Raw genomic sequence first — 13,235 nt, 5'->3', positions numbered from 1 at the left:
GAGGACGTGCCTGGCGTCGTTAACGCTTGATTAGGGCTCGATTAACGCCACAGGCCGGCGTTGTCCAAGGCACATGCCTAGGTTTGATGGGCTTCGTTCTCGCCCGCCATGGCCGGTACCGCTGCCCCACCGCCACCGGCGGTGTTCCGCTGGATCAAGACCGAGTGCGGCCGCGCCCAATACAGCGACCTGGCCGCCCGGCCCGGCCCCCTGGCCAGGCTGCGGCTGGCCTGGTTCGTGCTGATCGCGGCGCTGCGGGATTGGCCCCTGGCCGCTCCAGCCGACCCCGCGAACCCGGATCAAGGCGACTCCTGAGCGTTCCCCTCCAGGGCTCGGCGTGCCGCCCGGCCCGCCACCCAGATCGACCCAACCGTGGCCACCAGCCCCACGATGCGCAGGGCCCAGGTGCCCGCATCGGCCCGGCCGGACAGCACTTCGCCGAATCGCGCCACATCCCCCGCCAGGGCACCTAACGCACAGAACAGAACCGTGCCGGGCAGGATCGCGATCAGACCGAGCGCATAATCCCGGAAGCTCACCTCACTGAGCCCATAGGCCAGGTTCAGCAGGCTGAACGGGAACGCCGGTGACAGGCGCGTGAGCACCACGATCTTGAGGCCCTCACGGCTCACCGCCTGCTCGATCGCCAGCAGCTTGGGGCTGCTCGCCAACCGCCGCCGGGCCCACTCCCGCAGCCAGCTGCGCCCCAGCAGAAACACCACGATCGCCCCCAGCGAGGCGCCCACGAAGACCACTGCACTGCCCAACACCGTGCCGTAGAGGGCGCCCGCCAGCATCGAGGCCCACACCCCCGGCAACAGCAGCGTCACCCAGAGGGCATAGAGGGGGATGAAGGCCACGGCCCCGGCGGGCGAACGCAGGGCGGGAAGGAGCTGATCGAGCAGCGTGTCCATGGGCCCATTCACCTGATCATCAGGCTAGGGGGGAGGCCCTGGAGGCCGTCAGCTCCCAGAAGCCGTACGTGCGGCCATGGTCGCGCCTCAGGCGGGCCAGGTAGCTGTCGTGAGGCTCGATGTCTCCCCAATCCTCGATCGCCGCGGCCAGGGCCGCGCAGGTGTCGAGGTGGCGGGCAGCATGGCGATAGCGGGTCGAACGGGCCTGCGCCAGGCTGAAATCGATCATCGCCCGCAGGCAAAGGGTGGCGGCCAGGGGCTGCTCCCGTTCAAGGCGCTCAGCCACCGGCCCCAGCAGCTCGTAGGCATCGCCGTCGAGTTCGCTCTGGCGCGCCAGGATCAACCGGGCGGCGCGGCGCCGATCGGGCCATTGGTGCAGAAACTGCAGGGCGAGGGGGAAGCTGGGGTGATCGAAGCCCAGATCGAGGGCCCGCTCCTCCGCTTCGACCTCCTCGAAATCAGGCAGGCGCCGCAGATAGTCGCGCAGGTGGCGGATCGAGAGGCTGCGCTCCAGCTCGGCCCAACGCAGCGCCTGCGCCTCCTGACCGCGATCCAAGGCCTCCAAGGCCGCCAGGCGAGCCTCCAGCCACTCGCTGCGTCCGGCCGTACGGCGTTCATCAAGAACGGCACTATCCAACAGATCCAGGGCCTCCTGGGCCCGACCGACCGTCGTGAGCCGCTCGGCCACCTCGGCGGCGATCGCCGGCAGCGCCAGCAGCTTCGGGTCATGGCCTTGGTACTCGGCCAGGTAGGCCTGGGCATCGCCACAGGCATCGGCGATGTCGAGCATCGCCAGCCGTACGATCGACGCCCGCGATTCGTGGGCCGCTCCAGAGGCTCGGCGGGCACGCAGCGTCTCCAGGCGCTGACGCAGATGGGCCAGCCCCGCCTCCCCCAGGGCGCCCGCGAGCTGCTCGATCAGGTGGTCGAACTGTCCGTAGCCGTTGTCCATCAACGCCGCATAGACCTGATCCGCCAGCGCTTCGGGTTTCACAGCGCAACGGGCTGCCACCACCCCAAGATCTTCTGTGGCCTGATGAAACAGCGGCATCACGGCGCCGTCGCTGTCGTCGCAGCGCTCGATCACCGGCTCCACCAGTTCCAGGAACGTCCAGAGCAGCTCCACCGCCAGGGCCGGATCCTGTTCGGCGATCGGGCCGCTGATCGCCTGGCGTTGCTGCTCCAGGTCCTTCAGCAGCGCCTTGCGCTGGCGGCTGTCGAGGAAACTGCCGGCGCGGGCCAGGGTGGCCAGACGTTTGCGCACCTCCCGGGCGATCTCCGCCGGCCCGCTCTGCTGCGCCAGGGCAAGCCGCAGCAGCCGTTTGGCGGAGGCGTTGCCCTGCACCACCTCGATCAGCAACTCCGCCAGCCGCGGAGCACCGAGGGCCTCCAGGTTCTTCGCATTGAGGGTGGTGCGTGCTGCCATGGGCTCAGCCCAGCCCCTCCAGCCGCCCCCGGGCCAGGGTGGCCTGGGCCTCGGCCTCAGCGAGGTTGGCTTGGCACTCGGCCACCACCTCCGGCGGCGCCTTGCCGGCGAAGTTGGGGTTGGCGAGGCGAGCGGAGAGCCCGGCGATCTCCTTTTCGGCCTTGGCCAGGTCCTTCTCCAGGCGGCCCTTAAGGGCACCCAGGTCCACCAGTCCCTCGATCGGCAGCAGCACCTGCAGCTCGCCGCTCACCGCCGCCAGGGTGCGGGCGCTGGAGCGCTGGGCCGCGGCCGCCGGATCCAGCACCGTCACACTCTCGGCCTTGGTCAGCGCGGCGATGTCGCCGCTGGCCTCGTTGAGCACCGCCGCCAGCACGGGGCGGCCGGTGACGAACACGACCGGTGCCGGCTGGTTGGGCTTGAGCCCGGCCACGGCCCGCAGGTTGCGCACCACCCGGATCGCCTCAATCAATTCGGCGAACGACGACTCCAACTCGTCGTCCAGCGCCGCTACGTCGACGGCGGGCCAGCGCTGCAGGGCCAGAAAGGTACCCTCGGGGGCGCCGGTGAGGCCATGCCAGAGCTCCTCGCTCAGGTGGGGCACCAGGGGATGGAGCAGCACCAGCAGCTCGCTGAGCACCTTGGCCAGCACCTGCCGCGCCAGGCGCTGATCAGCGAGGGCCTCGGGGCTGGGGTCCTCGCCGGGGTTGATCCGCCGCTTGAGCAGCTCAATCGTCCAGTCGCAGACCTCGTTCCAGGCGAACTCGTAGAGCCCCTTGGCCGCCTCACCGAGGGCATAGCTGCCGTAGCGCTCGGCGCTGCCCTGGTTCACGCGGGCCAGGCGCGAGAGGATCCAGCGGTCGGCCAGTTGCAGCTGGGCAGCATCAGGCGCGCCCAAGGAAGCCGGCGTTTCGCCCCCCAGGTTCATCAGCGCGAAGCGCGTGGCGTTCCAGAGCTTGTTGGCGAAGTTACGCGCCCCCTCCACCGTGGCTGAGCTGCCCGTGGCTCGGTCGTAGTCGAGTCGGATGTCCTGGCCGGCGCCCGCCACCTCCCGCACCAGGGCGAAGCGCAACGCATCGGCGCCGTAGCGCTCGATCAGCGGCAGCGGGTCGATGCCGTTGCCCGCCGACTTGCTCATCTTGCGGTTCTGCTCGTCCCGCACCAGCCCGTGGATCATCACGTCGGCGAAGGGGATCCAGGGTTTGCCGGCACCCAGGGGCTCCATGGCCCCCGCCAGCATCGTCATCCGGGCGACCCAGAAAAAGATGATGTCGAAGCCCGTCACCAGGCAGCTGGTGGGGTACCAGCGGGCCAGGTCGGCGGCTCCGGCGTCGGGCCAGCCCAGGGTGGAGAAGGGCCAAAGGCCACTGGAGAACCAGGTGTCGAGCACGTCGGGGTCCTGCTCCAGCACCACCCCAGCGCCGAACTGCGCTTCGGCTTGGGTCTGTGCTTCGACCTGATCGCGTGCCACCACGTAGGGCGTGGCCTCGGTGATCACGCCAGCGGTTTCGCTGACCACGAACCAGGCGGGGATGCGGTGGCCCCACCAGAGCTGGCGGCTGATGCACCAGTCGCGGATGTCCGTGAGCCAGTCGCGGTACACCTTCTCCCAGCGCCCCGGCACAAAGCGCGGCTCACCGCGATCGAGCGCCTCGCGGCAGCGCTCGGCCAGGGGCTCGGCCTTCACGAACCATTGCGTGGAGAGCAGCGGCTCCACCGGCACCTTGCCGCGATCGGAGAACGGAACGCTGTGGCGATGGGGTTCCACCTTCACCAAAAAGCCTTCGGCCTCCATGGCGGCCACCACCGCCGCGCGCGCCTCGAATCGATCGAGTCCGGCGAAGCGGCCGGCGGCCGCGTTCATGGTGCCGTCCTTGGCCATCACCGTGATCTGCGCCAGGCCGTGGCGGGCGCCGATGGCGAAGTCGTTGGGGTCGTGGGCAGGGGTGACCTTGACGCAGCCCGTGCCGAAGGCGGGATCCACATGCTCGTCAGCCACGATCGGGATCTCGCGGCCCACCAGGGGCAAGGTGATCATGCGGCCCACCAGGGCGGCGTAGCGAGGGTCGCCCGGGTGCACGGCGACGCCGGTGTCACCCAGGAGGGTTTCGGGACGTGTGGTGGCCACCACCAGGTGGTCGGGGCCAGCGGAGGCTGTGCCATCGGAGGCGGCCCCGCCGCTGAGGGGGTAGCGGAAGTGCCAGAGGTGCCCCTCGATCTCCTTCATCTCCACCTCCAGATCGCTCACCGCCGATCCCGAGGCCGGGCACCAGTTCACCAGGTACTCGCCCCGGTAGATCAGGCCCTGCCCGTGCAGGCGCACGAAGGCCTCCACCACGGCTTTGTTGAGCTGCTCATCGAGGGTGAAGCGCTCGCGCTGCCAGTCGACCGAGTAGCCCAGGCGGCGCAGCTGGCCCACGATCGTGCCGCCGCTTTCCGCCTTCCAGGCCCAGGCGCGCTCGAAGAAGGCATCGCGGCCCAGGTCGTCCTTGCTGGCGCCCTCGGCCTTGAGCTGCTTCTCGAGGATCGTCTGGACGGCGATCGAGGCGTGATCCGTTCCCGGCAGGCAGAGCACGTTCTTTCCCTGCAGGCGCTGGAAGCGCACGATCGTGTCGATCAGGGCCGTCTCGAAGCCGTGGCCCATGTGCAGACTGCCGGTCACGTTCGGCGGTGGGATCACGATCGAAAACGGTTCCCCCGGGGCACTGGGATCAGGGTGAAAGGCACCCGCTGCTTCCCAGGCGGCCTGCCAGCGGGCTTCGGTGCCGGCCGGGTCGTAGGTCTTGGGCAGGGCGCCTGCGTCGTTGAGGGGAGGGGCGGCGGCCTCGGCCATGGATCAGGGTCTGCGGTAGCCCATGCTCTCAAAGGGCCGCGAGCCTCACTTCAGGCCCGTAGGCCATCAGGGTGCGATCGGCGCTGAGCAGGGTGAGTCCTTCGCAGCGGGCCTGGGCCACCAGCAGCCTGTCGAATGGGTCGCGGTGCACCCAGGGCAGGTGCTGCACGGCCAGCCCATGGGCGGCAGTGATCGCCTGCTCGCTGAACCCCTCGCGCAGCAAGCCCTGCCTCAGGGCCTGGGCGTCGACCCGAAATCCGGGGCGCCCAAGGGAGGTTTTGACCGCCACTTCCCACAGGCTCACCACGCTGAACAGGAGCGGTTGCCGCCTGTCGCTGAGTTCCTGCCGGAGTGCCGTTGGCAGCCGCTCGGGCTCAACGGCCCACCAGAGCAGCAGGTGGGTGTCGAGCAGCAGCGGACCCGCCGGCTCCATCAACCGAACATCGCTTCGATTTCGGCGCTGAAATCAGCCTTGAGATCGGCCGTGATCTCGGCCTTCCCCTGGAGGAAGCCTGTCCTGCGCTGGGGGGTGCCCTGCTCCACCGGCACCAGGCGCACCAGCGGATGGCCTGCCTTGGCGATCACCACCTCCTCGCCCTCCAGGGCCTGGGCCACGTAGCGGGACAGGTGGGTTTTGGCGTCGTGGAGGTTGACCTGCATGGGGAGATCCTATGGACTTAGCCAAGGATAAGGACTAAGCCGTACTCCCTTCGTCGTGCCCGGCGTCGAACCATTCCTGCGCGTCACCTGCCCTGGCAGACAGCGGCTCAGCTGCCGAGGATGTTGATGGCCCGGGCGGCGATCACGGCGATGGTCAGCAGGGAGATGGTGCTCTGCAGCATCAACATCAACTGGGATCGGGCATTGAGCGGGATCGCCCCCGTGGGACTGAAGGCCGTCGCCGTCGAGAAGCTCAGAAACAGGTAATCGATGAAGGTGGGACGCCAGTCGGGGCGCACAGCATCGGGCACACCCTCCTGCGGAAAGAACCAGTCCGCCCGGATGGCCAGACGATTGAGGCGCGCCTCTGGGCCGCCGCGATCGACCTGCCAGAACGCCAGCGAAAAGATGACCACATTGGACACCCAGATCGCGACGCCGGAGGCGAGCAGCTCAAGGGCATCGAGATCTCCTCGGCCAAACAGCATCTCCTTGATCAGAACGACCAGGGTGACGAACGTGATGCCGCCGGCGGCAATCACGAAGATCGAGGTGGTGAGGCGCTCGATGCGTAACCAGCGAGAGCGCCCGGCCGTCAGTCCGACGGCCAGCATCGGGATCAGCACTAGGCCGAAGCTGATGAAGTCAAAGCCGGCAGGAAGGAGCCGGAACCGGTTGGGCAGCCCTCTCTCCAGTGCCCACAGAACGAGCACGGCGAGCGAAGCCGGCCAGCGCAACTCGATGCGCATGGATTTTGCTGGCTTGTTCTGGTTCACACCTTCCATGGCAACGCCGCCTATTGCAACGCCATCGCCACCTGCAGCCGTTCTTCGGGTGAGATCAGGTGATCGAGATCCTCGGCGTCCTTGTCGACCGCGATCTCCACCCAGTTCACCTCGCCGCTGAACGTGCCACCAACGCTCGGATAGTCGTCGGTCACCGGTGAACCGGCCTCGAAACCGACGTCGCAGGTCTCGTCGGCGGAGAAAAGCATCGGTTCAGTCTGCTCCACCCGGCCTTCGCCGGCCTTCTGTCCATCCACATAGAGCGTCACCGTGCCGCCCTTGGCCAGGCCGCCGCCGTCGTAGTCGAACTCCATCCGCACCTGGTGGGTTCCAGGGGGGATCGTCTCTGTGCCCGCGATCGTGTAGCGGTTCACGCCATAGAAGTTGTAGCAGTACTTCGGTTTGCCCTCCTTCGTGTAGAGGCTCCAGCCACCGGTGAGACCACCCTGGGCGATGATCACGCCCTCGGCACCCGCTTCCGGAACCACCAGCTCGGCGGTGATGGCGTGTGACTTGTTCTTGAAGTTGACGATTGAGCTTTCGCTCAACCGCCCCATGCCGCCGAACAGCACTTGGCGGGTTCCCTTAATCAATTGTGGCCGACCGGCGATCTCGGGATTGGCCCGCTCGGCGAAGCGATCATCCAGCGGCAGCACGTTGTAGCGGGTGGCTTCGATCAGCCACAGCCGCTGCAGTTCATGGAGCTTCTGGGGATGGACGCTGGCCAGATCCTGCGCCTGGGTCCAGTCGGTGCTGGTGTCGTAGAGCTCCCAGACATCGTCGTCGAAGGCAGCCAGCTTCACCTGACCGGTCACCCAGGGGGTTCGGTGCCTGGTCACCGCCGTCCAGCCCTTGTGGTAGATGCCGCGGTTGCCCGCCATCTCGAAGTACTGGGTCTGGCGCCGTTCGGCAGCGCTGGAATCATTGAAGGAATAGGCCATGCTCACCCCTTCGATCGGCCGCTGTTGCACCCCATTGACGAAGGTGGGCTGGGGCAGGCCCGCCGCCTCCAGAATCGTTGGGGCCACATCGATCACATGGTGGAACTGGCTGCGGATCTCGCCCTTGGCCTGGATTCCCTTGGGCCAATGCACGATGGTGCCGTTGCGGGTGCCGCCGAAGTGGGAGGCCACCTGCTTGGTCCACTGGTAGGGGGTGTCCATGGCGTGGGCCCAGCCCACCGCGTAGTGGTTGTAGGCCTGTACACCGCCCAGTTGATCCAGGCGCTCGCTGAGGAACTCGGCGGTTTCGAGGTGGGCAAAGCCCGTGAGCGGAGCCATTTCGTTGAAACAGCCCTGGAGGGAGCCCTCCGCTGAGGCGCCGTTGTCGCCGATGATCACGTAGACCAGCGTGTCCTCAAGAATTTCGAGGTCCTGGAGCGCGTCGATCAACCGTCCGACGTGATGATCGGTGTGCTCCAGGAAGCCCGCATACACCTCCATCTGGCGGGCGAGAATCGGTTTCATCTCGGCCGTGATCGTGTCCCAGGCGGGAATATCCCCATGGCGCCCGGTGAGCTGACAGTCGGCAGGAATCACCCCCAACTGCTTCTGACGGGCAAAGGTTTCCTCTCTCAACTTGTCCCAGCCCTGGTCGAACTGACCCTTGTACTTGTCGGCCCATTCCTTCGGCACATGGTGCGGGGCATGGGTCGCTCCAGGAGCGAAATAGGTGAAGAAGGGCTTGTCAGCCATCAGCGCCTTCTGCTGGCGGATCCACTGAATCGCCTTGGTGGTCAGATCATCGCTGAGGTGATAGCCCTGCTCGGGCGTCTTCCTGGGTTCCACCGGCGTGGTGCCCTCATAAAGCGCCGGATACCACTGGTTGGTTTCACCGCCGATGAAGCCATAGAAGTATTCGAAGCCACCGCCGCCCGTGGGCCAGGCATCAAAGGGGCCCATCGGGCTCGTCTGCCAGACGGGCACCTCATGGCATTTGCCGAACTGCGCGGTGGAGTAGCCGTTGAGCTTCAGGGTGCGCGCCAGGGGAGCACAGGTGTTCGGCAGGATCGAGTTGTAGCCGGGAGCAGCTGTGGCGATCTCGGTGATGCCGCCCATGCCCACTGAATGGTGGTTGCGGCCGGTGAGCAGGGCCTGACGGGTGGGGGAGCAGAGGGCGGTGGTGTGGAAGCGGTTGTACTTGAGGCCGCCGGCAGCCAGCTTCTCGATGTTCGGGGTGTGGCAGGGCCCACCGAAGGCGCTGGAGGCACCGAAGCCCACATCATCCAGCAGGATCACGAGCACATTGGGTGCTCCCGCCGGCGGCCGCAGATCCCGGATCGGGGGATAGGTGGTATCCGGATCCCTGGCGTCGTAGGTGATCAGCCCCACGTGGGATTGATCCGGGATCGGCAAGATCTGGCGTTGTACGGAATCAGCTGGGGTCATGGTTGAGGATCTGTTCAGAAGACTGAATCTGGGTAAGACTGTGCCAGCTCCAAACAAGCCGGGCCGTTGACACTTGAGCGGAAAGCCGCTACTGCCGCGCCAGGATCATGCGCATTTTCTCTTCGAGCGATTCCACCGATGTGCCGGTCACATCCACCAGCGCCCGCTTCACCGTGCCGGCGAAAGCGAAGGGCGGCTTGTAATCAGGCATGGTGGGAGAACCGGGATCGGCACCGACCGCCGCACCCGCCGCCAGGCCCAGGCTCAGGGGAATCGTGACCGGCAGGTGCCCTTCGCCCACGGGCTGACCATCCACGAACAACTTGATCGCCGCGGGTGTGCCCTTGCCGTTGGCGATGTCCGCCGGGCCTGTGGGGGTGAACTCCACGCTGAAGATGTGGTGGCCGCTGGGGACCGGCGCCGTGGAGGTGATCCGGAAGTGGCTCTCGGCCACGTAGTTGTAGCCGTAGGTGAGGATCCCGTTCTGCACATAGAACGCGAAACCACCGTCGTTGCCGCCCATGCTGAACAACACCCCATCGGCGCCACCTTCGGGCACCAAGGCCTCCACCGAGATCGAGTGGGGGCGATTCATCACCCGGGGGGCGGCGTTGGTGGGCACCACTTGGGTGCCGGGGTAATAGATGTAGCGCTGGCGATCGGGGGCGATCTGAGGGCGCTCCACCCCGAAACGCTGGGTGCCGCGGCTATCGATCGGCAGCACGTTGTACTTGCCGGCCTCCACATACCACATGCCGATCATGGCGATCAGGCGATCACGCTCGCTGGCGGCGAGGTCGTTGGTTTCGGCAAAATCCTCCTCCAAGTTGTAGAGCTCGCAGCCGTGGGCATCGAGCTGAATCAGCTGGTCGTAGGAGATCGGATCGCCGAAGCGGCGGCCTGATTCGCTGAACGAGGCACCGGGCCAGGGACACACCGCCCGCCAGCCATCGTGATAGAGCGAGCGATGGCCAAACATCTCGAAGTACTGGGTGATGTGCTTGCTCGGAGCCGTGGCCTCATCGAACGACGAGGCCAGGCTGAAGCCCTCGATCGGGCTCTGGGTCACCCCCCGGATCGTTGTGGGGGCCTCGATCCCCAGGGCATCGAGCACGGTGGGCACCATGTCGATCGCGTGGGCGTACTGGCTGCGGATCTCGCCCCTGGCGTTGATGCCTTTTGGCCAGCTCAGGATGAAGGGATCGCTGGTGCCGCCCCGGTAGGTCTCCCGCTTCCAGCGCCGGAACGGGGTGTTGCCGGCGTGGGTCCAGCCCCAGGGGTAATGGTTGAAATACTTCGGTCCGCCGATGTCGTCGATGGCCGCCAGATTCTGCTCCAGGTTTTCAGGAACGTTGTTGAAGAACTTGCCCTCGTTCACCGATCCGGTGGGTCCACCCTCGGAGCTGGCGCCGTTGTCGGAGATCACCATGATCAGGGTGTTCTCGTATTCACCGAGCTCCTTGAGGAACTCGATCAGCTCGCCGATGTAGTGGTCGGTGTGCTCCAGGAAGCCGGCAAACACCTCCATCATCCGGGCATAGAGCTTGCGCTCATCGGCCGAAAGGGTGTTCCAATCCTGCACGTCGGGATCGTGGCGCGAAAGGGTGGTATCGGGAGGAATGATGCCCAGCTCCTTCTGGCGAGCAAAGGCCGTTTCGCGGTAGGCATCCCAGCCGTCGTCGAATTGACCCTTGTACTTGTCGGCCCACTCCTTCGGCACATGGTGGGGCGCATGCATGGCGCCGGTGCAGAAGTACATGAAGAAGGGCTTGTTCGGTGCCACCTGCTTGGCATCGGCTATCATCGCCTTGGCCTTCTCCACCAGATCCGGGGTGAGGTGATAGCCCTGCTCAGGAGTTTTCTCGGGTTCCACCTGGGTGTTGTCGCGCACCAGCTCCGGGTAGTACTGGTGCGTGTCGCCACCGAGGAAGCCGTAGAAGCGCTCGAAGCCGCGGCCCAGGGGCCAGCGGTCATAGGGCCCAGCCGCCGAGGTGGCTTCCGCGGGCGTGAGGTGCCACTTGCCCACGGCGTAGGTGTTGTAGCCCTTCTGCAGCAGGATCTCCGACAGAAAGCCGTTCTCGAAGGGGATGTAGCCGTTGGAGCCGGGATAGCCCATCGAGCCTTCCGTGATGCAGGCCAGCCCGTTGGAATGGTGGTTGCGCCCCGTGAGCATGCAGGAGCGCGACGGCGAGCAGAGCGCCGTGGTGTGCATGTTGCTGTAGCGCAGCCCATCGGCCGCCAGGGCATCCAGATGCGGCGTGGCAATCGGACTGCCGTAGCAGCCGAGCTGCCCGAAGCCCGTGTCGTCGAGCACGAGATACAGCACATTTGGCGCACCTTCCGCTGCTCGGTTGGGCTCGGGCCAGGCCGGCGTCGACACGTCGGCGGTGCGGCCGATCACACCGGGGAAGGCGGCCCCCGATTTGTACTCGTTGAGAGGCATCGGAAGGCAGGCGGAGAGGATGGTTCCTGACTCAGAAAACTAATCTGGACAGCCGAGGCGTGCCAAGGGCAGCCGAAATTGTTACCAGGCCTGAGACGTGCCTATGGCGCTCCTTCAGGAGCCATAAGATGCGCAGACGGCAACGTCAGAAACCTGCGGATCGAGGTTGTGGTCATCGAGGGATTGACCATGATGTTCATGAGCTGAATGCTGGCCCGAAAGGATCTGGACTTCGATCTACGAACTTCAGTGTTATGAGCACTGCATCGTTGTGATCGCACTGTGAAACATCCAAAAGCCTTAGAACAGGCCAAAGCCGACCGAACAGGGTAAGCGGGTCTGCATCTGGCCGGTCCCTAGAACGTCCAAGGGGCTTCAAGTGGCGGCGAGGCGGGCGATGTAGGCCTCCAGCGTGCCGGCGTTGATCCAGCCGGTGGCAATGGTCTTGGTCTCGGCATGGCTCACCCGCCCCCGGTGGATGTGGGACAGCCCGGCCGGAAAGATCACGAGCTTGCCGCGCACGGCCTCTTCGTGGTGCCCCTGCCAATGGAACTCGGTGCCGCCTTCGCTCACGTCGTTGCAGTACAGGATCCAGGCCAGCACCCGCCGGATCGGCTCGGTGCCCTCCTCACTGGTGTTCCAGTCGCAGTGCCAGCGGTGGAAGCCCTCTCCGGGGGCGTAGCGCTGCAGGTTGAAGATCGGGTTGACGAACATCGCCTGTTCCGGGCAGCACTGCCGCAGCAGCGGCCGCTCCTGCAGGTAACGCTCCAGGGCAGCGCCCACGCCGCGCAGGATCACGCCTGCGAGGGCAAAGGCCTCGGGGTCGGAGCGGTCGATCGCCACCAGGCTGATGTCGGTGGAGACCTTGGCGGGGCCGGGGTCGCCGGACTGGCCAGGGGAGTCGCCACCCGATTCGCCCCCGAAGGCCACACCGCGGCGCTGCAGATCGCTGCGGCGATCGAAGAAGGCCACCGCCCCATCGGCGAGGGCCTCGAAGCCGGCGTTGCGGTAGGAGGCGATCAGGCGCATCGCTCCCCCCAGGGCAGCGCCACCAGCCCCTCCAGAACCTGCCACTGCTCGCGCCCGGCCACCCGCTCGCCCAGGCCCACCCGCTCCAGGGCCACCGCCACGCGCTCCAGGTCAGGGGCATCTGCGCCCACCAGGGGCAACGCCAGTACCTGGGCCTCGGCCGGATCGGCCAGCAGCTTCAGCTCCAGATCCCCCAGCTCACGCTCGAAGAACTGCCGGCGCAGGCGGCCACAGAGCACGGGGCCAAGGGCGGCCGCGAACTGCTCCAGGGCCTCCCGTTCGCCGGAGCAGCCGCAGTTGAGCGCCAGCCAGATCATCAACTTGGCCCAGCTCTCCAGCGTCCACAGGGGCGCAAAGCTCTCGCGGTGCTGCCGCACCAGTTCGCCGATGGCGAAATCGAACAGGGTGGCCTGCAGGGAGGCCGGATCGGTGCGGCTCATGGCTGCCATCCTCCCCGGCGAGGGTCCAAACTGCAGGGGCGTGAACGTGACAGAACGATGGCCCTGGACCTGAACGACCCGGATCTGGAGTTCGCCGATCTGGTCGAGGCCTATCAGAGCTGGGTGATCGCGGTGATCAACGATGAGAAGCTCGGCGGCGACGAAAAGCTCCTGAACGACGACATCGCCGAAGACGCCCTCAATGCCATGCGCTTCCTGCCCGGTGAGGTGACCTCCGCGATCGAAACCACCCTGGCCCGCGTCTACGACGTGGATGCCGACGAACTGGCGCTGCTGCTGTTCCCGGAAGACTGAGCGACG

Annotated in this window: 12 protein-coding genes; 2 read left to right on the top strand and 10 right to left on the bottom strand. The window is 66.5% G+C overall.

The features are described 5' to 3' along the window. Nucleotides 1-108 precede the first annotated feature (108 nt). The gene (locus tag KBZ13_RS07300; protein ID WP_255007848.1) at nucleotides 109-315 is read left to right on the top strand and encodes a hypothetical protein; all 207 of its coding nucleotides are present in this window, start codon (nucleotides 109-111) and stop codon (nucleotides 313-315) included. On the opposite strand, the gene KBZ13_RS07295 is transcribed toward KBZ13_RS07300, so the two are convergent. The 10 genes from KBZ13_RS07295 to KBZ13_RS07250 all read right to left on the bottom strand — a co-directional run bounded on the left by KBZ13_RS07295 (nucleotide 300) and on the right by KBZ13_RS07250 (nucleotide 12,914). Next, nucleotides 300-914 (bottom strand): TVP38/TMEM64 family protein, encoded by a 615-nt coding sequence (locus KBZ13_RS07295; RefSeq protein ID WP_255007846.1) that lies wholly within the window; start codon nucleotides 912-914, stop codon nucleotides 300-302. The genes KBZ13_RS07300 and KBZ13_RS07295 overlap by 16 nt on opposite strands. 19 nt (nucleotides 915-933) lie before the next feature. Further along, nucleotides 934-2,340 (bottom strand): DUF6880 family protein, encoded by a 1,407-nt coding sequence (locus KBZ13_RS07290; RefSeq protein ID WP_255007845.1) that lies wholly within the window; start codon nucleotides 2,338-2,340, stop codon nucleotides 934-936. Nucleotides 2,341-2,344: 4 nt separating this feature from the next. Continuing rightward, complete coding sequence (locus tag KBZ13_RS07285; RefSeq protein WP_255007844.1) at nucleotides 2,345-5,170, bottom strand: valine--tRNA ligase; 2,826 nt, start codon at nucleotides 5,168-5,170, stop codon at nucleotides 2,345-2,347. A 28-nt stretch (nucleotides 5,171-5,198) separates the two neighbouring features. After that, a complete protein-coding gene (locus KBZ13_RS07280; RefSeq protein WP_255007842.1) occupies nucleotides 5,199-5,603 on the bottom strand; it encodes a type II toxin-antitoxin system VapC family toxin in 405 nt (134 codons plus the stop codon). Continuing rightward, entirely contained in the window at nucleotides 5,603-5,830 is a 228-nt protein-coding gene (locus tag KBZ13_RS07275) for a type II toxin-antitoxin system Phd/YefM family antitoxin (protein WP_255007841.1), read from the bottom strand. The genes KBZ13_RS07280 and KBZ13_RS07275 overlap by 1 nt, the downstream gene beginning before the upstream one ends. Before the next feature lie 107 nt (nucleotides 5,831-5,937). Further along, complete coding sequence (locus tag KBZ13_RS07270) at nucleotides 5,938-6,579, bottom strand: hypothetical protein (protein WP_255007840.1); 642 nt, start codon at nucleotides 6,577-6,579, stop codon at nucleotides 5,938-5,940. A gap of 47 nt (nucleotides 6,580-6,626) precedes the next feature. Further along, nucleotides 6,627-9,002 carry an arylsulfatase gene (locus tag KBZ13_RS07265; RefSeq protein WP_255007838.1) on the bottom strand — a complete coding sequence of 792 codons (2,376 nt, stop codon included), beginning with the start codon at nucleotides 9,000-9,002 and terminating at the stop codon, nucleotides 6,627-6,629. Nucleotides 9,003-9,090: 88 nt separating this feature from the next. Beyond that, on the bottom strand, nucleotides 9,091-11,445 hold the full coding sequence (locus KBZ13_RS07260) for an arylsulfatase (protein ID WP_255007837.1): 2,355 nt from the start codon (nucleotides 11,443-11,445) through the stop codon (nucleotides 9,091-9,093). A 375-nt stretch (nucleotides 11,446-11,820) separates the two neighbouring features. Continuing rightward, entirely contained in the window at nucleotides 11,821-12,474 is a 654-nt protein-coding gene (locus KBZ13_RS07255; protein ID WP_255007835.1) for a 2OG-Fe(II) oxygenase, read from the bottom strand. Next, nucleotides 12,465-12,914 (bottom strand): protein phosphatase, encoded by a 450-nt coding sequence (locus tag KBZ13_RS07250; RefSeq protein WP_409995627.1) that lies wholly within the window; start codon nucleotides 12,912-12,914, stop codon nucleotides 12,465-12,467. Before KBZ13_RS07250 ends, KBZ13_RS07255 begins: the two co-directional genes overlap by 10 nt. A 57-nt stretch (nucleotides 12,915-12,971) precedes the next feature. Between KBZ13_RS07250 and KBZ13_RS07245 the strand changes: the two genes are divergently transcribed. Continuing rightward, entirely contained in the window at nucleotides 12,972-13,229 is a 258-nt protein-coding gene (locus KBZ13_RS07245; RefSeq protein ID WP_255007831.1) for a hypothetical protein, read from the top strand. Nucleotides 13,230-13,235: the final 6 nt, after the last annotated feature.

Origin of the sequence: Cyanobium sp. ATX 6F1 (assembly GCF_024346315.1) — a bacterium.
GTDB lineage: Bacteria > Cyanobacteriota > Cyanobacteriia > PCC-6307 > Cyanobiaceae > ATX-6F1.
This window is presented reverse-complemented; position numbering and strand designations above follow the sequence as displayed.